Origin of the sequence: Kitasatospora sp. NPDC057518, from assembly GCF_042802075.1 — a bacterium.
Taxonomy (GTDB): domain Bacteria; phylum Actinomycetota; class Actinomycetes; order Streptomycetales; family Streptomycetaceae; genus Kitasatospora.
Map to the genome: position 1 here is coordinate 1 of NZ_JBHVEU010000131.1, position 19,701 is coordinate 19,701.

Below are 19,701 nucleotides of genomic sequence, written 5' to 3' on the forward strand. Positions count from 1 at the left end.
CGCCGGGCCAGCGGCCGGAGCCGGGGCGGCCCGGAGGACGCTGTTGTCGAGGGGGCTCGCCGCCAGGCGTCGGCCGACGGCGGCGAGGGTGGAGCGCAGTCGGCCCCGGTCGGTGGACGGACGGGTGGGCCGGAAGACGGCGACGATGGTCATGGCAGGTCACCTCCGTGACGGGACAACGGGCAGGGCGTGCGCGGAGCCGGTCGGCTCAGTGGTTCAGCGCGGTCTGGACGATCTTGACGACGACCATCGCCATCGCGATCAGCAGGTAGGCGCGCAGGGCGCCCATGCCGACCTTGCGGGCGGTGGACAGCACCGGCTTGTCGAGGGTCTCCAGCGGGGGCATCCGCCAGTTCTCCCGGCCGGTGCGGTCGACCGGGTCCTCCTTGGTGCCGCGGCGCCCGAAGGTGAAGAAGTACCCGGCGACGAGCACACCGGCGACGCCGCAGCCGGCCATGATCCACAGGATCGCGTCGGAGCTGATGTCCGGCCAGACCACGGCGGCGGTGAGGATCAGCGAGAGCATCACCAGGACGCCGACCACCGCCGAGGTGAAGGCGTTGGTCCTCGGCCCGTTCGTCCAGGGCCCCAGTACGGCGCGGTCGTTGCAGAGCAGCAGCAGGAAGACGGTCGCGGAGGGCAGCAGCACCCCGGCCAGCACCTGGACGAACTGGGTCATCAGGCCCTGGGTGTAGTCGGTGGAGAGCAGCGTGATCGCCGCCGCCGCGACCACCAGGCCCGCGTAGATCCCGTAGAAGCCCTTGGCGCCCTTCACCCCGCGGTGCAGCGAGTGCTTGATGCCGAAGACGTCGCCGATCGCGTACGCGGTGGACAGCGACACCGCGAAGGCGCCGATGATCGAGGCGTCCAGCAGGGCTATCGCGAACAGCACGCCGGCCAGGTGCCCGGCCTTGTCCTCGATGCCCCGGGCGACGGCGGCCGCGTCGGAGAACTGGCCGAAGCCGTCGGTGCCCGCGAAGGCGGCGGCGGTGAGGCCCATCATGGCGGCGGCGCCGACGATGACGATCACGATGCCGATCCAGAGGTCGGCCTTCTCGTACTTCATGAAGCGCGGGGTGATCCGCTTGTCGATGACGTACGACTGCTGGAAGAACAGCTGCCAGGGCGCCACGGTGGTGCCGACGATGGAGACGATCACCAGCATCACGGCCGCGAGCTGACCGGACCCGCCCGGCATGCTCGGGACGACGAAGTCGTGCGCCATCTGCGAGGTCTTCGGGTGCACCATGAAGTAGATCGGCACCAGCAGCAGCGAGCCCAGGCAGAGCGCCACGGCGACCCGCTCGAAGCGCCGGAACGAGCCGGTGAAGGCCGAGGCGATGATGATCCCGGCCGCCAGCACCACCGAAGCGGCCTTCGGCAGGCCGAGGTACCCGGCCGCGAGCGTGACCCCGATGAACTCGGTGACCAGGGTCAGCGCGTTCAGCAGGAAGAGGTCGATCACGCTGAACGCGCCCCAGAACTTCCCGAAGCGCTCCAGGATCAGCCGGGCGTGCCCGACCCCGGTGACGGCGCCGAGCCGCAGCACCATCTCCTGGTTGACGTAGAGCACCGGGACCAGCATCAGCAGCGTCCACAGCAGCTGGGTGCCGTAGTTCTGCCCGGCCTGCCCGTAGGTGGAGAAGGCGCCGGCGTCGTTGTCGCCGACCATCACGATCAGGCCGGGCCCGATGATCGCGAGCAGGGTCTTCAGCCGCGCCGACAGGCCGTGGCGGGGCGTGGTGTCGTCGAGCCGGATGGTGCCGAGCGCACCCTTGATGTCGCCGAGGTGGGCGTCGTCCAGGACGGCCGAACGCGGCTCGGGGACCGTCGAGTTGAGAGTGGCGTGGGTGGTCATGGTGGTTTCCTCCCTGGGCCCCGGACAGGCGGGGCGGTTCGGAGGCAGGCGGCAGCGCTCCCTGCAAGCGGACACGGCGCATCGGCGCGCGGCTGCGCGGCCCGTACGGAGGTGTGCGGGCACGGCGGAGCCGCGTGCGGACGTGGCGTGGACGTCGTGGCTGACGGATCGTCAGGACGTGGTGCAGGGAAGGTTGTTACCGCATGCCGGAGGTGTACGAGGGCAAGCGGGGGTAGGGGCAACTGTGGCCCGGACTACTGCAATCCATGTCTCTCGCCTCCTCCCGGCCGGCGCACCCCGTGGTGCGTGTCATCGACGCGGCAAGGAGTTCACCGGCCCGCGCAACGCGACCGCCGGTTCACCCCAACTCGTCAGAGCTTAGTCCCGTCCGGAGGTGATACTTGCGCACTTGGTTAAACCTTTACCTTTGGCGGGCGTTCCGGGTGCTCCGGGTGCTCCGGGCGTTCCGCGGCGCTCGTCCCGGTCCTCCGCTTCAGGACTTCTCGATCGTCACCTTCAGGTGCTTCATGATCGGCTGGTCGCTCTGGGTGCTGTAGTCGCCGATCGCGCACAGCACGTTCAGCTCCGGCATGTACCCGGCCGCGCAGCCGCGCGGGATGTCGTACGGGACGGCCAGGTAGCCGTGCACCGAGCGGGTGCTGCCGTCCCGGGCGGTGCTGGTGACGTCCACCCGGTCGAACTCGGCCAGCCCGCGCTCGCGCATGTCGTCCCGGTTCATGAACACCAGGGTGCGCAGGTTCTTCACGCCCCGGTAGCGGTCGTCGTCCGAGTAGATGGTGGTGTTCCACTGGTCGTGCGAGCGCATCGTGCCCAGCGCCAGGGTGCCCGCCCCGGGGACGACGTCGGGCAGCGGGGCGGCGGAGAACTCGGCCCTGCCGGAGGGGGTGTCGAAGACCAGCTCGCGGGCCGGCTGCTTGATCCGGAAGCCCAGCGGCAGCCGCACCCGGCGGTTGAAGTCCTCGAAGCCGTCCAGGACCCGGGCCATGGTGTCGCGGATGCGGTCGTAGTCCTCGATGTACCACTCCCACGGGGTGGCGCTGTCCGGCAGCGCCGCGCGGGCCATCCCGGCGACGATCGCGGGCTCGGAGAGCAGGTGCGGCGAGGCCGGGCGCTTCATGCCGACCGACAGGTGCACCATGCTCATCGAGTCCTCGACCGAGGTGGACTGCACCCCGGCGCGCTGGTGGTCCTTCTCGGTCCGGCCCAGACAGGGCAGGATCAGCGCGGCCCGCCCGTGCACCAGGTGGCTGCGGTTCAGCTTGGTGCTCACCTGGACGGTCAGCTCGCAGGTCTCCAGGGCCTGCCGGGTGTACGGGGTGTCCGGCGCGGCGAGCGCGAAGTTGCCGCCCATGCCGACGAACACCGTGACGTCGCCGCGCCGCATCGCCTCGATCGTGCCGACGGTGTCCAGCCCGTGCTCGCGCGGCGGCTCGATCCCGCACACCTCGGCGAGCCGGTCCAGGAACCCGGCGGCGGGCCGGTGGTCGATGCCGCAGGTGCGGTTGCCCTGGACGTTGCTGTGCCCGCGCACCGGGGAGGGGCCCGCCCCCTCGCGGCCCAGGTTGCCGCGCAGCAGCAGGAGGTTGACGATCTCCCGGACGGTGTCCACGCCGTGCTCGTGCTGGGTCACGCCCAGGCACCAGCTGAAGATTGAGCGGTCGGCCTCCCGGTAGACCCGGGCCGCCCCGAGGATGTCGGCCCGCTCCAGCCCGCTCTGGCGCTCGATCTCCTCCCAGGGCGTGGCCAGGCAGATGTCGCGGTAGGCCTCGAAGCCGGTGGTGTGGCGGTCGATGAACAGCCGGTCCAGCGCCCGGTCGTCGGCCGCGGACTGCTCCAGGATCGCCTTCGCCATGCCGCGCAGCAGCGCCATGTCGCCGCCGATCCGCGGCTGGAGGTTCAGGGTGCTGGTGCGGGTGGCCCGGTTCAGCGCCATGTCGGTGAAGTCGTGCGGGATGATCGTCCGGGTCGCCGCCGCCTCGACCAGCGGGTTGATGTGGACGACCTGCGCGCCGCGCTTGTACGCCTCGGCGAGCGAGGTGAGCATCCGGGGCGCGTTGGAGGCCGCGTTGACGCCCAGGATGAACAGCGCGTCGGTGACCTCCCAGTCCTTGAGGTCGACCGTCCCCTTCCCGGTGCCGAGCGAGGCCTGCAGCGCCCGGCCGCTGGCCTCGTGGCACATGTTGGAGCAGTCGGGCAGGTTGTTGGTGCCCAGCTCGCGGGCCAGCAGCTGGTAGAGGAAGGTCGCCTCGTTGCCGAGCCGGCCGGAGGTGTAGAACGCCGCGCGGTTCGGGTCGTCCAGCCCGCGCAGGGTGCGGCCGACCAGGGCGAACGCGTCCTTCCAGCCGATCGGGACGTAGTGGTCGGTGTCCGGGTCGTAGACCATCGGCTCGGTGAGCCGGCCCTGGTCCTCCAGCGCGAAGTCGCTCCACCCGGACAGCTCGGTCACCGAGTGGGCGGCGAAGAACTCCCGGCCGACCCGCTTGCGGGTCATCTCCCAGGTGACGTGCTTGATGCCGTTCTCGCAGATGTCCAGGTGCAGGCCCTTGGTGTCGTCGGGCCAGGCGCAGCCGGGGCAGTCGAAGCCGCCGTTCTCGTGGTTCATCCGCATCACCGCCCGCGGCCCGTCCAGGTACGCGCCCTCGCGGGCCAGGAAGCGGGTGACGCTCTTGGCGGCGCCCCAGCCGGCGGCCGGGTGGTGGTACGGCGCGACGTGGGGCGGCCCGGCGGGGGAGGGGCCGACGTCCTCCCGCGGCTCCCGCGGGGGCTCCTGCGGCTGCTTCCGCGGGGGAGTGGTGGCGGCGTCGTCGGAGGTGGTCACGGTACTCGCCTTCCGTCGCACGGGTCGGACAACCGGGGCTGGGTCGAGGCTATGCCGGGCGGTCGGGGCGCGCGCGTCGAGCGGCCGCGGGTGCCGGGCCTCCGTGCCCAGGGTCCGTGCGCCCGGTGTGGGCGCCCGGTGGTCAGGCGCCGCCCGGCAGGCTGCCGAGGACGGCGGCCACCTCGGTGCGCCGGGCGACCTCCAGCAGCGCGCGGGCCATCACCGAGCCGGGCTCCCGGGCGGCGGTCACCAGCCCGATCGGCGCGCTGTGCACCGGCTCCGCCAGCGGGACGGCCCGCATCCCGTGCGGTACGCCGAACACGTGCAGCCAGGCGTACGGCACGATGCTCGCCCAGTGGCCGGTGCGGACGTGGGCGAAGAGCGAGGCCACCGAGTCGGTCTCGACCCGGGGCGCGGCCTCGAGGCCGAGGCCCGCGAACACCTCGTCCAGCACCCGGCGGCCCTGCATGCCCGGGTGCAGCAGGCACAGCGGCAGCCGGGCGGCCTCCTCCCAGGTCGCCCGGGGGTGCCGGGCCAGCTCGTCGGCCGGACCGGTCAGCAGGACGTACCGCTCCTCGTAGAGGGGGAGCGCGCGCAGGTCGTCGGTGCCCGGTCCGGGCAGGTAGGTGATGCCCGCGTCGATCTCGAAGTTCCGCACCTGGCGAAGGAGTTCGTCGGATCGCAGGTCGGTGGACAGCTCCACGGCGGCCAGCGGGTGGGCGGCGCAGAACGGTCCGGTGAGCAGCGGGACGGCGCCCGAGGCGGTCGGCACCGAGCCGATCCGCAGCCGTCCGGCCAGGCCGGTGCGCAGCGCGTCCACCTCGTCCCGCAGGGCGTCCCGGTCGGCCAGGATGCGCTGCGCCCACAGCACGATCCGCTCGCCCTCGGGCGTCAGGCCCTCGTAGCTGCGCCCGCGCCGCACCAGCAGCACCTTCAGCTCGTCCTCCAGCTTGCGCAGGGCCTCGGAGAGCGCGGGCTGGGAGACGTGGCAGGCCTGGGCGGCGCGGGCGAAGTGGCGCTCGCGGGCGAGCGCGACGAGGTACTCCAGCTGGCGGAAGAGCATCTACCGGCCTTCCTCCCGGACGGCGGCCTCGGCGTCGGTTCGGACGTCCGGGCCGACGTCGATTCGGTCCGCGCGGGTGTAGACGTTCATCGACTCGCCGCGCAGGAAGCCGACCAGGGTCAGCCCGGTCTCCTCCGCGAGGTCCACGGCCAGCGAGGACGGCGCGGAGACCGCCGCGAGCAGCGGAACGCCCGCCATCACGGCCTTCTGCACCAGTTCGAAGGAGGCCCGGCCGCTGACCATCAGCACCGTGCCGCGGGCCGGCAGCAGCCCCTCGCGCAGGGCGTGGCCGACCACCTTGTCCACGGCGTTGTGCCGGCCCACGTCCTCGCGCAGGCAGAGCAGCCGCCCGTCGGCGTCGAACAGCCCGGCCGCGTGCAGGCCGCCGGTGCTGTCGAAGACCTTCTGGGCGGCGCGCAGCCGGTCCGGCAGCGCGGAGAGCAGCGCGGGGGTGACGCGCAGCCCGTCCTCGGCGACGCTCCACGGCGCGGTGGTGCGCACCGCGTCCAGGCTGGCCTTGCCGCACAGGCCGCAGGAGGAGGTGGTGTAGAAGTTGCGCTCCAGCGAGGCGTCGGGGGCGGGCACACCGGCGGCGAGCTGGACGTCCACCACGTTGTAGGTGTTGCCGCCGTCGGCGGTCGCGCCGGCGCAGTAGCGGATGCCGGCCACCTGCCCGGCGGCGTGCACCACGCCCTCGCTGACCAGGAAGCCGGCCGCCAGGTCGAAGTCGCTGCCCGGGGTGCGCATGGTCACCGTCAGCGGGCGCCCGCCGACCCGGATCTCCATCGGCTCCTCGGCGGCCAGGGTGTCGGGACGGTACGAGGGCGCGCCCTGGCGCAGGCGCAGCACTCTGCGGGGTACGGTCACTCGGCCCATGGCGGTCGGCTCCTCGGTGGTGTGCTGGCGACGGACTGTACGGATGCATCCTCGCGCGTCGGCGGCTCCGGGTGCTCCCCGGCCGGCAGGTGGCGGCGGCTGTGGGCGGCGGTGACCGCCAGGCAGAGCAGGCCGACGGCCGCCATGCCCGCCAGCAGCGCCGGGTAGGAGGCGTGGCCGGCGGTGCCGGCGAGCAGCAGCGGGGTGAGGAAGCCGCTGGAGGTGGTGCTCTGGTAGAGCGAGGCGGAGGTCGGGCCGGAGGCGTGCCTGGTCAGTCGCTCGACCTCGTGCAGCCCCGCGCCGAGCGTCAGCCCGTACCCGGTGCCGAGGACCACGGCGGCGGCCACCACCAGGCCCACCGAGTCGTGGGCGGCGGCGACGGCGCCGAGCAGCAGCCCGGCGATCACGGTGGCCATCGCGGTGAGGGTGGCCCGGGCGCTGTCCGCGTCGTCCAGCCGGGCGGCGAAGGGCTGGGCGACCACGCCGGTGGCCAGGGTCAGCGCCGCGACCAGGCCGCTGAACAGCGGGGCGTAGCCGGGCACCCGGTCGGCGACCAGCGGCGGCAGCACCACGTACGCCACGGTGGCGGCGCCGAGCACGGCCGGGCTGGCGGGCAGCACGACGTAGCGGAACCGGGGGTGGCGGACGGCCGCCGTGCGGTGCGGGGGCGTGCCGCGGCCCGGGGTGCTCTCCGGCCCGCCCGCCTTGGCTCCTGCCCTGACCCCTGCCCTGACCCCTGCTCTGGCCTCCGGCTTCGTCTCCGGGAGCCCGCGGGTGGCCCGCAGCACCAGCAGGCAGCCCAGCGCGTGGGCGAGGGCGGGCAGCACCGTCGGGCCGGGCAGCCACTCGGCGAGCACCCCGGAGGCCAGCGCGCCCGCCGCGAAGCCCGTACCGGTGGCGTACATCGCCCGGCGGGCCGCCCGCTCGGGCGGGACGGCGGGCCCGGAGAGCTCGCGCAGCCAGGCCGTCCCGGCCAGGAAGACCAGCCCGGCCGCGAAGCCGGTGGCCAGCCGGGCGGCGTACACGGACGGCTCGTCCGGCAGCGCCAGCACGACACTGGCGGCGGCGGACAGTCCCAGCGCGCCGCGCACCGTCCGCCGCCGGCCGTACCGGTCGGCGGCGGGCCCGCCCAGCAGCAGCCCGGGCACCAGGCCGACCAGGTAGACCGAGAACATCGCGGCCAGCGAGAGCGCCGACCAGTCGGTGCGCGCCCGGTACACGGTGGCCAGCGCGGTGAACTGGTTGGCGCCCCAGGCGGCGACGGCGACGGCGGCGGCCGCCGGGAGCCAGCGGGCGGTGCGGGACGGGGGCATGCGCGCGCTCTGCTCGGTTTCTCTCGGGTGCTTTCCGGGGGCAGGAATTCGCTGGGAATTCCCGGTTCCCCGATTCCCGTCCAGTGTCCGGCAGGCCATCGCGGCACGTCAAAGAGGCAACGCGACTGAGCCGATAAGCCCCGCCTATCAACAGCCCCGCGGATATCCCGCCGATACCCCGCCGATATCCCGGCCCGTTTCCCCTGGAATTCCGACCGGAATTCGACCGTGCCGCGCCGCGCCGTGCCTTGCCGCGCCGCCTCAGCCCGTCTGCGGGCCCGCGTCGGCGCCCACCGACAGCACCACCGCGCTGGCCGCGCCGGCCGGGGTGTCGTAGTTCACCGTCTCCCCGGCGTGCCGCCCGAGCAGCGCCTTCCCGAGCGGGCTGTCGAAGGTCACCAGGGTGAGGTCCCGCTCCTCCGCGATCTCCGAGATCTCGACGGTCTCCTCCGTGCCGTCGTCGAACCGCACGTTCACCGTCGACCCCACCCCGACCACCCGCGCGGACGGCTCCCCGGCCACCTCGGCCTCCCGCAGCCGCGCCTCCAACTCGACGATCCGCCGGTCCAGCCGCGCCACCTCCGACGCCCGCTGCAACTCGTCCGCCGCGTCCGCCCGGTCCCCCACCGGATCCACCCCGCGCAGCGTCGCGGCCACCTCCCCCCGCTCCACCCGCAGCTGCGCCAATTCCTCCCGCACCGCACGCAGACCCTCGGCACTGATCGGTTCCGGCCCACCGCTCATCCCAAGCTCCCGGGGCTGCTCGTCACACACTCGAACACCGGCCGTTTCCCATTACCCCACCACCCGCACCCCCGGGCAACTTCCGGGCCGGTCGACCACCCGGAGCGGGCCCCGCGGGGCCGTGGGTCAGCGGGTGAGCAGCCGGGCCGGGACGATCGGTTCGAGGAAGACGCTCGGTGTGCCGTGCCAGGACACGCTGAGGGCTTCGCGGGCGCGGGTGCACGCCACGAAGAGCAGGCTCAGCTCGCCGGTGAGGTCCTCCTGGTGCTGCAGCGGGTCGGTGTCCGCCGGGGTGATCGCGCTGCGCAGGGGCACCGTGCCGTCGCTGACGCCGACCACGGCGACGCAGCGGTACTCCAGGCCCTTCATCCGGTGCATGGTGCCGACCCGTATGCCGGGCGACGGCGCGTCGCCGAGCACGTGGGTCGGGATCCCGGCCTGCCCCAGGGCGTGGGCGGCCTCGCGGCCGAGCCGTCCGGTCCGTACGGCGACACCGATGTCCTCCGGGCTCACGCCCGAGGCGGTCCACTCCTCGACGCGGGCGACGAGGGCCCGGAACTCCTCGGCCCGGTCGGGATGGCCGGACACGTCGGGGTGGGCGCCGTGCAGGGTCGAGTGGTAGCCGGCCAGCGAGTCCTCCCCGCCGTCCATGTCGTCCGGGCGTTCGCCGGTGAGCAGGGACGCGGACCAGGTGAGGATCTCCTGCGTCGTCCGGTAGTTGATCCGGAGTCGGAAGGAGCGGCCGACCACCTGGATGCCGAGCGAGCGCAGCGAGACCTTGTTCCCGTAGATCCGCTGGTGCGGATCGCCGGAGAGGAACAGGTCGTCCGGGCCGGTGGCCACGAGCGCGCGCAGGAACCGCCATTGGACGGGGTGCAGGTCCTGCGCCTCGTCGATCACCACGTGCCGGAACGGGCGGTCGCCCTGTTCGTCGAGCATCCGCGCGGCCCGCGCGCAGACCTGGAGGTACGTCAACTCCCCGGCCTTGCGCAGCTCCTCCTCGAACGCGGCCACCGCGTGCCACAGTTCGGTCCGCTCCGGCGTTCCGAGGGCCTTGCCCCGTCCGGTCCGCGGGGCCTTCAGGTACTGCTCCCGGCTCCCGACCGACTGGGCCAGTACGACCTGTCGCCACTCCTGGTCGAGGAACAGGTCGGTGAACCCGACGCCGAGCCGGCGGGCGACCCGTCCCCAGCGGGCCAGGATCGGGTGCTGCTGGAAGAGGACCTTCGACGGGGCGCCGCCGGGGGAGCGCCGCAGGACCTCGGCGGCCAGCGCGTCGACGGTGACCACCCGGACCTTCGCCCGGATCCGTCCGTCCGTCACGAGCAGGGCGAGGCAGCGCTCCAGCTCCGCGGCGAGGTCCTCGGAGGAGGTGGTCAGCAGAATCGATCCGTCAGGCGCCTCCGCCGGCAACCGGCGGGCCAGGTGGTAGGCCCGGTGCAGGGCCACCACCGTCTTCCCGGTGCCGGGGCCGCCGGTCACCCGGGCCGGCCCGCTGTACGACTCCCGGTAGGCGACCCGGTACTGGGCCGGGTGCAGGAAGATCCGCCAGGCGTCGAAGGGGCGTTCCAGGATCTCCAGCAGTTCGTCGGGCCCGGACACCAGGGCGACCCGGCCGCGCGCGCGGGCCATCGCCGAGACCAGCCCGTCGGCGGGCTGGTCGACGCTCGTGGGCGCGGCCGCCCGGGCGTACGCCCGGACGATCTCGCGATCGATCTCGGCCGGTTCCATCCCGCTCGCGAGGCCGACCAGGACGTCGAACTGCTGCTCCGGCAGCACGCGGTGGAGCGCCTCCAGGTGGGCCTCGTCGGGGAGCAGCCGGATGATCGGCAGGATCTCCTCGTCGACGCCCAGGCTGCGCAGGACCTTGTCGGAGCGGTCGGCGAAGAGCCTGCGGGGTTCGTCGGCGGCCAGCGCCTTCAGCGACCGGGAGGCTCGTTCCAGCGCGACGTCGTTGCGGATCTCGACGCCCTGGGTGGCGGCGTTGACCGAGGCCCGGTGCTTGACCGCCCAGTCGTTGGCCTTGTCGTGCGGAAGGACCTTCAGCAGGAGGTAGCCGTCGCCCCGGTCGGCCTTGAGGACGACCCCGCGCCAGAAGTCGGTGATCCGGATGGTCCGGATCCGGGGGTCCCGCTGGTTGGTGAGCTTCTCCAGGTGCACGCCGGTGTGGGTGGCCTCGGTGAACTTCTCGAAGGTCTCGAAGACCCGCCGCTGCACCGGCTTCTCCAGCGCCGCGAACTCCATCAGGAAGTCCCGGTGCATGCCCAGCGTCGCCACCCCGGCCCCCTCGTGCCCGTGCCCGTCCGCCCGGGCCGTGCGTTTCACTGTACTGGCCCGGATGATCACTCACGCCGGGCCGCCCGACGGGTGGTCGGATCGAGGGTGGCGGTGATCACCTTCGGGGGTGGGGGTGGGGGGAAAGCGCAGGTCGGGGGCTCGGGTGGGGAGGGTGGGGGAGGGACCGGCGGTCGGGGCGCGGGCGGGCGAAGCTACCATGTGGGCAACACCCTCAGCTCGAAAGATGGACTTGTGACTGTCAACGACGACGTGTTCACGGACTGGAAGAACCGCGAGGAGATCGCGGAGTCGATGATCCCGATCATCGGGCGGCTGCACCGGGAGCGGGACGTCACCGTTCTGCTCCACAGCCGGTCCCTGGTGAACAAGTCGGTGGTCAGCATCCTCAAGACGCACCGCTTCGCCCGGCAGATAGCCGGCGAGGAGCTCTCGGTCACCGAGACGATGCCGTTCCTCGAGGCCCTGACCGCCCTGGACCTCGGCCCCTCGCAGATCGACCTCGGCATGCTCGCCGCGACGTACAAGGCGGACGACCGCGGCCTGTCGGTGGCGGAGTTCACCGCCCAGGCCGTCGTCGGCGCCACCGGTGAGAACAAGCTGGAGCGCCGGTCCGGGCAGGACGTCGTGCTGTACGGGTTCGGCCGCATCGGCCGGCTGGTCGCCCGGCTGCTGGTCGAGAAGGCCTCGGGCAACGGCCTGCGGCTGAAGGCGATCGTCGTGCGCAACAGCGGCGGCGACGACCTGGTCAAGCGCGCCTCGCTGCTGCGCCGTGACTCCATCCACGGCCAGTTCCAGGGCACGATCACCGTCGACGAGGCGAACAACAAGATCATCGCCAACGGCAACGAGATCACGGTGATCTACTCCGACGACCCGACCACGGTCGACTACACGGAGTACGGGATCAAGGACGCGATCCTGATCGACAACACCGGCCGCTGGCGCGACCGCGAGGGCCTGTCGAAGCACCTGCGCCCCGGTATCGCCAAGGTCGTGCTGACCGCGCCGGGCAAGGGCGACGTCCCGAACATCGTGCACGGCGTGAACCACGACACGATCAAGCCGGACGAGCAGATCCTGTCCTGCGCCTCCTGCACCACCAACGCCATCGTCCCGCCGCTGAAGGCGATGGAGGACGAGTACGGCGTGGTCCGCGGCCACGTGGAGACCGTCCACTCGTTCACCAACGACCAGAACCTGCTGGACAACTACCACAAGGCCGACCGCCGCGGCCGCTCGGCGCCGCTGAACATGGTGATCACCGAGACCGGTGCCGCCTCGGCCGTCGCCAAGGCCCTGCCGGACCTCCAGGCGAAGATCACCGGCAGCTCGATCCGCGTCCCGGTGCCGGACGTCTCCATCGCGATCCTCAACCTCCAGCTGAAGCGGGAGACCAACCGCGAGGACGTCCTGGAGTACCTGCGGAACGTCTCGCTGACCTCGCCGCTGAAGCGCCAGATCGACTTCACCGACTCGCCCGACGCCGTCTCCAGCGACTTCATCGGCTCGCGCCACGCCTCGATCGTGGACGCCGGCGCGACCAAGGTCGAGGGCGACAACGCGATCCTCTACCTGTGGTACGACAACGAGTTCGGCTACTCGTGCCAGGTGATCCGGGTCGTCCAGTACATCTCGGGCGTCGAGTACCCGACCTACCCGGTTCCGGCGGTCTGATCCACCGGTAGGGCAGGACGACGGAGCATGACGGCGGGGCGGTGACCGACAGGTCGCCGCCCCGTCGGCGTTCGCGGGCGGGGCGGTCGCTATCTTGAGGGATCACTGACAGGACTGGGGAGGGTGATCGGGATGGGTGGTCGGCGGGTGTTCGCCGCGGTGGCGGCGGCCGGGGTGCTGACGGGTGTGCTGACGGGGTGCTCCTCCGGGGGGTCTTCGAAGGGCGCGGGCGGGGCGGCCGCGGGTTCGACCGCGGCTCCGGCCGCGTCGGGTCCGGCCGCGACGGGAGCGGTGACCGGTACGGCGGGGGCGTCCGCGTCCGCGCCGGCGGCCGCCGACACCCCCGGGGCGGCCTCGGCGCCGGCCTCCGCACCGGCCCCGGCCGCTGCCGAGGCCCCGCACGCGGACCTGGAGGCGGCGCTGCTGGACGACAAGGTGGTCGGCCAGGTGCTGCCGGACGCGAAGGCGATGACCGGGTGGGAGGAGGAGAAGCGGAAGGTCGACACCGCCGACCACCAGGTCACGTGTGCCGGTGCCGCCGCGGCCTCCTGCGCGGGCAAGCCGCTGAGCGGGTCGGTCCGGTTCTCCTCGGGCGACGTGGTCGTCCGCTTCCTGGTGGACACCCTGCCCAGCCGGGACGCGGCGGCGCAGCGGCTGAAGGAGAACTACGCCTCGTACTCCGCCGGGCCGTTCAAGAAGGTCGACACCCCGGCGCTGGGCAGCGAGAGCCAGGCCTTCCAGGGGCCGCTGGCCGAGGGCGAGGGCGTCGGCATCGTGGTGCGCTCGGGCACCGTGGTGGCGAGCGTCACCAGCGAGGGCGGTCCGGTGGACGTGCCCGCGACGCGGAGGTTCGCGGTGATGCTGGTGAACCGGATCGAGCAGGCGCAGGCCGGGAAGACGCCGGACGCCGGGCTCGGCGCGGCCTGACGGAACCCCCTCGCCGGGCGGGCAGGGCGCTGGGCTGGGCAAACGGATGTCAGTCGACCGTGATATGTACTTTTCCCGTGGCCGCTGTGCGGTCGTGCGAAAGATACCGATGACGTTCGAGGGGGCCAGACATGCCGCTGTTCCGACGCCGCTCCGGCGGGGAGGGCGCGGAGGACCGGGCCGAGCGGCGCGGGTTCGGGTTCGGCCGCCGGGGAGCCGGAGCACCCGCGCCGGCCGGTGGCGGCGAGCCGCGGCTCGACCCGGCGTACGGGGACGAGTCGCTGCGCCTGATGCTCCGGCAGGCCTCCGCCGGGGACTGGGCCGCGCTGCGCCCCGCGCTGGCCGCCGCCCAGGGCGAGGAGCTGACCTTCCTCGTCGGGGCGATATCCGACGTGCCCCGGGTCGAGCAGTGGACGTCCCGCGCGCTGGCCGACGCCCCGGACGACACGCTGCTGCTGTTGCTGTCCGGCGCCCGGCAGATCGCCTGGGGCTGGGAGGCCCGGACGGGCGCCCGGGCCAAGGACGTCACCGAGGAGCGCTGGAAGGCGTTCCACGAGCGGCTGGACACCGCCGAGGAGCAGCTGCTGGAGGTCGCCGAGCGCGAGCCGTCCTGGCACGCCCCCTGGCGGTTCCTGCAGACCAGCGCCCTCGGGGCCTCGCTCGGCCCGGAGGTCGCCACCTGCCGCTTCGAGGCCGCGGTGCGCCGGGCGCCGGGGAGCTCCGCCTCGCACTGGGTCAGGCTTCAGCAGCTGAGCGCCAAGTGGGGCGGTTCGCACGAGGAGATGCACGCGTTCGCCCGCTCGACGATGCTCGCCGCCCCGGAGGGCAGCCACCTCGGCGAGCTGGTCGCGGTCGCGCACCTGGAGCACTGGCTGGCCCTCCCGGACGGCGAGGACCGCGCCTACCTGGCCAGTCCGGCCGTGGTGGCCGGGCTGCAGGAGGCGGCCTTCCGGTCCGTCCTGCACCCGGCCTTCGAGCCGGCGCGCGGCTGGCAGGGCTCCTTCAACACCTTCGCGATGGCCTTCTCCCTCGCCGACCAGCCCAAGACCGCGCGCCTGCTGTTCGAGGCGCTGGACGGCCTCGTGACCAAGGCGCCCTGGCACTACCTGTCGGGCGATCCGGTCAAGGCCTTCCGCGCCCACCGCGACCGCTGCACCTCGTACTGGCGCTGACACGCACCCGGCGCCGGGCCGTACCGGCGCCGCCGCCGACCCGCATCCCACCACCGTCATCCACCCCGCGATCGAAAGAGCCTCCGGTGTCCCCTACCGACAACCCGACGAGTGCGCACACCTTCCAGGTGGACCTGCGCGGCCTGGTGGACCTGCTCTCCCACCACCTCTACTCCAGCCCGCGGGTCTACCTGCGCGAGCTGCTGCAGAACGCCGTGGACGCGATCTCCGCCCGCCGCGCCCTCGACCCCGGGGCGCCGGCCAGGATCACCGTCCGGGCCGACGACGAGCTGTCCGTCACCGACACCGGCATCGGCCTGACCGAGCAGGACGTCCACACCTTCCTCGCCACCATCGGCCGCAGCTCCAAGCGCGACGCCGACGGCCGGCTCGACGGCGCCGGGCTGGCCCGGGCCCGCGGCGACTTCATCGGCCAGTTCGGCATCGGCCTGCTCGCCTGCTTCGTGGTCGCCGACGAGATCACCGTGGTCACCCGCTCCGCCGCCACCCCGGACGCCCCGGCGATCGAGTGGCGCGGCAGCTCCGACGGCAGCTACACCATCCGCACCCTGCCCGCCTCGGCCAAGCCCGAGCCGGGCACCACCGTCACGCTGGTCCCGCGCGCCGACGCCGCCGAGTGGACCCGCGCCGGCCGGGTCCTCGCCCTCGCCCGGGACTTCGGCAGCCTGCTGCGCCACGACGTCACGGTGGTCGACGGCAACGGAACCGAGCACCGGGTCAACCGCACCCCGCCGTGGGCCGAGCGCCACGCCTCCCCGCTGGCCAGGCGTGACGCGCTCGCCGAGTACTGCCGCGCCGCCTTCGACTTCACCCCGCTCGACACCATCGAGCTGGACCTGCCGCTGGTCGGCCTGCGCGGCGTCGCGTACGTCCTGCCGGACGCCGCCCCGCCCTCGCGCCGCAACGGTCACCGGGTGCACCTCAAGGGCATGCTGCTCTCCGACCAGGCCGACGAACTGCTGCCGGACTGGGCGTTCTTCGTCCGCTGCGTGGTCGACACCGACGGGCTGCGCCCCACCGCCTCCCGCGAGGGCCTGTACGCCGACGAGACGCTGGCCGCCGTGCGGGACGCGCTCGGCGCCCGGATCCGCGACTGGCTGACCGGCCTGTCCGCGAGCGACCCGGCGCTGCTGCACCGCTTCCTGTCCGTCCACCACCTGGCCGTCAAGGAACTCGCGCGCTACGACGACGAGTTGCTGCGGATGATGCTGCCGTGGCTGCCGTTCGAGACCACCGACGGCAACGTCACCCTGGACGAGTTCGCCCGCAGCCACCCGGCGGTGCTGGTGACCAGGACGGTCGAGGAGTTCCGCCAGGTCGCCCCGATCGCCGGCGCGGCCGGGCTCGGCGTCGTCAACGGCGGCTACACCTACGACCACGACCTGGTGCACCGGCTGCCCGAGATCCGCCCCGGAGTCTCCGTCTCCGACCTCGACCCGGGCACCGTCACCGCGCACCTGGACACCGTCGACCCGGCCGCCGAGCTGGCCGCCAACGCGTTCCTGGCGATCGCCCGCGAGGTGGTCGGCCGGTTCGACTGCGACGTCGCGCTGCGCAGCTTCCACCCCACCAACGCGCCCGCCCTGCTGCTCGACAACCGGGAGGCCCGGCACGAGCGCACCCGGGCCCAACTCGCCGACGAGGCCGACGGGTTGTGGGCGGACATCCTCGGCTCGCTGCGGGCCGAGGCGCCCCGCGCCCAGCTGGTGCTCAACCACCTCAACCCGCTGGTGCGCCGCGCCGCCACCGTCACCAGCCGCGAGCTGGCCGTCACCGCCGTCGAGGCGCTGTACGGGCAGGCCGTGCTGATGACCCGCCGCCCGCTCAAGGCCAGCGAGTCCGCGCTGCTCAACCGCTCGTTCATCAGCCTGCTCGACCACGCCATGCTCGGCCACGAGGCCGGCGGGGCGAACGGGGCGGGCGGCTTCCCCGAGGGCGGGGCGGCGTGATGCTGGACACCCCCGACGCGGTGATGGCCGCGCTGCGCGAGAACGACGCCCGCCCGTACGGCCGGACCAGGACCGTCACCGCCGAGGAACTCGTCGACGCCGCCGAGCAGTTCGACGACACCGGCGTCCTCTCGATGGCCCTGCTGGAACTGATGGAGGCCTACGAGTACGACGGCGAGCGCGGCAAGGGCCCGGTCGTCTTCGCCCGCGTCCTCAGACTCTGGGACACCGACCCGGACGGCTTCGGCGAGTGGGCCCGGCAGCAGGTGCTCTGGCGCTTCAAGTGGGTCGCCGACACGCTCAAGGACAACCCGGACGTCCCGCTCGCGGCGGTGCGGCGCTGGCACACCGAGCTGCGCGACCGCTACCGCGCGGCCGGCCAGGACCTCCAGCCGTACTACGCCCAGCGCTACCACCTGGCCGCGCACACCGGCATCGACGTGCAGGACGCCTACGAGCTGTGGGCGGCCCGCCCGCGCGCCGAGCTGAGCGACTGCCACGCCTGCGAGACCCGTGCCCGCGCCCGGCACCACCTCGCCGCCGGGGACGACGCCCGGGCCCTGGAGGCGCTCGCCCCGGTGCTGGACGGCCGGAGCGGCTGCGAGCAGGAGCCCCACCTCAGCCAGGCCACGGCGCTGCTCGCGCAGCTGCGCCAGGGCCGGTCGGACGAGGCCCGCTCGGGCCACCTCGCCGGCTACCGCCACGCCCGCGGCAAGGCCTCGATGCTGAACGCCGTCGGCCTGCACATCGAGTTCTGCGCGCTGTCCGGCAACGAGCCGCGCGGCCTGGAGCTGCTCGCCGAGAACCGCGCCCTGTTCGCGGTCACCGGCGACCCGGCCGCCCGGCTGGACTTCCTGACCGGAGCCGAGGTGCTGGTCGCCCAGCTCGCCCGGGCCGGCCACGGCGAGCTCGCGGTCAGCGGCCCGGCCGGCACCGCCTGGACGGTGGACTCCCTGCTCGCCCACCTGCGCGCCGAGGGCGACGCGCTGGCCGGCCGCTTCGACGCCCGCAACGGCACCGACGCGGTCGGCGCCGGGCGGCGCGCCCGGCTGGCCGTGGAGCCGCTGCTCGCCGAGCCGCTGGCGCTGGGCGTGCGGGCCGCCGCCGCTTCCGGGCTGTCGGCCGCCCCGGCGGCCGCGCCCGCGCCGCGCCGGACGGTCGAGGCGGAGCCGGAGGACTTCACCGCCCTGGTGCTGCGGGCCCGCGAGCTGGAGGTGCTCGGCCACCCGGACGCCGACCGGCTGTGGAAGCGGGTCGCCGAGCGCGCGGAGGCCGCGGACTTCGTCCACCCGGAGAGCGCCGAGCTGGGCGGCCCCGAGCGGCTGCGCGCCGAACTCGCCGAGCAGCGGGCCCACGAGGCGCTCCAGCGGGACGCGTGCGAGGAGGGCAAGGCCGGGCTGCTGGCCGCCGCCGAGCTGTTCGAGCAGGCGGGGCTGGCCGGGTCGGCGCTGATGTGCCGGGCCCGGACGCTGATCGCGGACCTCGACGAGGGCGACGAGGGCGCCGAGGCCGAGGGCGCTGCGGACGGCGAGGGCGCCGGGCGCGGCGGCCGGCGGGCCGACTGGGCGGCGCTCGACGCGGCGCTGGCCCGGGCCGAGGAGCTGCGCGCCGGCGGCGAACTGACCGACGACGACTACCTGATCGTGCTGCAGACCCGCGCCTACGCCGCCCACCACGACCTATCCGAGGCGCTGCCCGAGCCCGCCGCCGAGGTGACCGGGCGCTTCGAGGCGGCGGTCGGCGGCTACCGGCGGGCCGCCGTGGAGCTCGGCTCCGAGCGGCGGGCCGCCACCTCCCGGCAGTACACCGCAGACATCGCCGCCCGGCAGGGCCGACTGGCCGAGGCGGAGGCCGAACTGCGCGAGGTGCTGGCCCAGTTGGACGCGGCCGAGCTGCCCTGGCACACTCCGCGGGTGCTCGGCCTGCTGGGCCAGGTGCTGCTGCAGGGCCACGAGCCGGGCCAGGCGGTCGAGGTCTTCCACCGGGCGCTGGCCGAGGCCGTGCGCTGGGGCGACGACTCCTACCCGTACGCGCCGACGTACATGATGCTCGGCCACTCCTGCCTCCAGGCGGGCGACCTCGGCGGCGCGGTCCGCGCGCTGTCGGAGGCGGCCGCGCGCTACGACCGCAAGGGCGCCGAGGCGGTCGAGGAGGCCGCCCGGGTGCGCCTGCAGCTGGCCGACGTGCTGCGCGACACCGGCCGGGCGGCGGACGCGGTGGCCGTCCTGGAGTCGGTGCTGCTGGACGCGTCGGCGGCGCGGCTGGACGTCCGGATGCTCGCCCAGGGCCGGCTGGACCTCGCCCGGGGCCTGTCCGACCTGGAGGAGCACCGGGACGCCGCCGAGGAGTACCTGCGGCTGGCCGACCTGGTGGCCGGGTGGGAGGACCAGGAGACCCACACCATGGTCGCCTGCGAGGCCACCCTGGCGCTCGCCCGGGCCGAGCGCTGGGACGCCGCCGAGGCGGCGCTGGCCCGCGCCCGGGAGGCGCACGGCAAGGCCCCGCAGGTGGACCAGCTGGCCGCCACCCTGCGGGAGCTGGCCCGGCTGACGACGCGGGAGAAGGGCGAGGAGGGGCTGGCGGCGGCGCTCGCCCTGCTGGCCGAGGCGGACGCGGTCGGCGAGGCGGCCGAGCGGTCCGGCGAGGAGTACAACTCCTGGTACCTGCGCGGTGGTTCGCACTACGAGCGGGCGCGTTCGCTGGCCGTCGCCGGGCGGCACGAGGAGGCGCTGGCCGAGGTCGAACGGGCCATCGCGGAGTACGAGGCGGGCGGGGTGCGGGCCGAGTCCCCGCGGGCGGAGGCCGTCCGGCTGGCCGCGCTGATCGAGGGCAGCGACCTGGGGCGTACCGACGCGGCGGTGGCCCGGCTGGCCGCCGGCATCGCGCGCTGCGAGGCGGCCGGGCTGCCGGAGGCGGCGGAGGTGCTGGCGGAGCTGCGGGAGCGGTTCGCGAACTGACCGGCGGGGG

General features: G+C 73.9%; 12 protein-coding genes. 5 read left to right on the forward strand and 7 right to left on the reverse strand.

Going from position 1 to position 19,701, the window contains the following annotated elements; genetic code table 11:
- Positions 1–208: 208 nt before the first annotated feature.
- From ACFU7Z_RS16055 to ACFU7Z_RS16085, 7 genes are all read right to left on the reverse strand, one after another.
- Entirely contained in the window at positions 209–1,858 is a 1,650-nt protein-coding gene (locus tag ACFU7Z_RS16055; protein WP_074004085.1) for an NRAMP family divalent metal transporter, read from the reverse strand.
- Between the two features lie 493 nt (positions 1,859–2,351).
- Positions 2,352–4,697 carry an FdhF/YdeP family oxidoreductase gene (locus ACFU7Z_RS16060; protein WP_380777880.1) on the reverse strand — a complete coding sequence of 782 codons (2,346 nt, stop codon included), beginning with the start codon at positions 4,695–4,697 and terminating at the stop codon, positions 2,352–2,354.
- Between the two features lie 142 nt (positions 4,698–4,839).
- Entirely contained in the window at positions 4,840–5,760 is a 921-nt protein-coding gene (locus ACFU7Z_RS16065; RefSeq protein ID WP_380777881.1) for a LysR family transcriptional regulator, read from the reverse strand.
- Positions 5,761–6,636, reverse strand: a complete 876-nt coding sequence (fdhD, locus tag ACFU7Z_RS16070; RefSeq protein WP_117490563.1) for a formate dehydrogenase accessory sulfurtransferase FdhD — start codon at positions 6,634–6,636, stop codon at positions 5,761–5,763.
- Positions 6,624–7,949: an MFS transporter gene (locus ACFU7Z_RS16075; protein ID WP_380777882.1), complete on the reverse strand. Its 1,326-nt coding sequence runs from the start codon at positions 7,947–7,949 to the stop codon at positions 6,624–6,626. The genes fdhD and ACFU7Z_RS16075 overlap by 13 nt, the downstream gene beginning before the upstream one ends.
- Positions 7,950–8,210: 261 nt before the next feature.
- The gene (locus ACFU7Z_RS16080; protein WP_049659877.1) at positions 8,211–8,693 is read right to left on the reverse strand and encodes a GreA/GreB family elongation factor; all 483 of its coding nucleotides are present in this window, start codon (positions 8,691–8,693) and stop codon (positions 8,211–8,213) included.
- Between the two features lie 126 nt (positions 8,694–8,819).
- Positions 8,820–10,955, reverse strand: a complete 2,136-nt coding sequence (locus tag ACFU7Z_RS16085; RefSeq protein ID WP_380777887.1) for a UvrD-helicase domain-containing protein — start codon at positions 10,953–10,955, stop codon at positions 8,820–8,822.
- Positions 10,956–11,222: 267 nt separating this feature from the next.
- Here ACFU7Z_RS16085 and ACFU7Z_RS16090 point away from each other — a divergent pair, with 267 nt between their 5' ends.
- The 5 genes from ACFU7Z_RS16090 to ACFU7Z_RS16110 all read left to right on the forward strand — a co-directional run bounded on the left by ACFU7Z_RS16090 (position 11,223) and on the right by ACFU7Z_RS16110 (position 19,691).
- On the forward strand, positions 11,223–12,665 hold the full coding sequence (locus ACFU7Z_RS16090) for a glyceraldehyde-3-phosphate dehydrogenase (protein WP_049660894.1): 1,443 nt from the start codon (positions 11,223–11,225) through the stop codon (positions 12,663–12,665).
- 132 nt (positions 12,666–12,797) lie between these two features.
- Entirely contained in the window at positions 12,798–13,592 is a 795-nt protein-coding gene (locus tag ACFU7Z_RS16095) for a hypothetical protein (RefSeq protein WP_380777883.1), read from the forward strand.
- Between the two features lie 131 nt (positions 13,593–13,723).
- Positions 13,724–14,764 (forward strand): hypothetical protein, encoded by a 1,041-nt coding sequence (locus tag ACFU7Z_RS16100; RefSeq protein WP_380777884.1) that lies wholly within the window; start codon positions 13,724–13,726, stop codon positions 14,762–14,764.
- Between the two features lie 86 nt (positions 14,765–14,850).
- Positions 14,851–16,734: an HSP90 family protein gene (locus tag ACFU7Z_RS16105; protein ID WP_380777885.1), complete on the forward strand. Its 1,884-nt coding sequence runs from the start codon at positions 14,851–14,853 to the stop codon at positions 16,732–16,734.
- Positions 16,734–19,691, forward strand: a complete 2,958-nt coding sequence (locus tag ACFU7Z_RS16110; RefSeq protein WP_380777886.1) for a hypothetical protein — start codon at positions 16,734–16,736, stop codon at positions 19,689–19,691. Before ACFU7Z_RS16105 ends, ACFU7Z_RS16110 begins: the two co-directional genes overlap by 1 nt.
- The last annotated feature ends 10 nt before the right edge of the window (positions 19,692–19,701 follow it).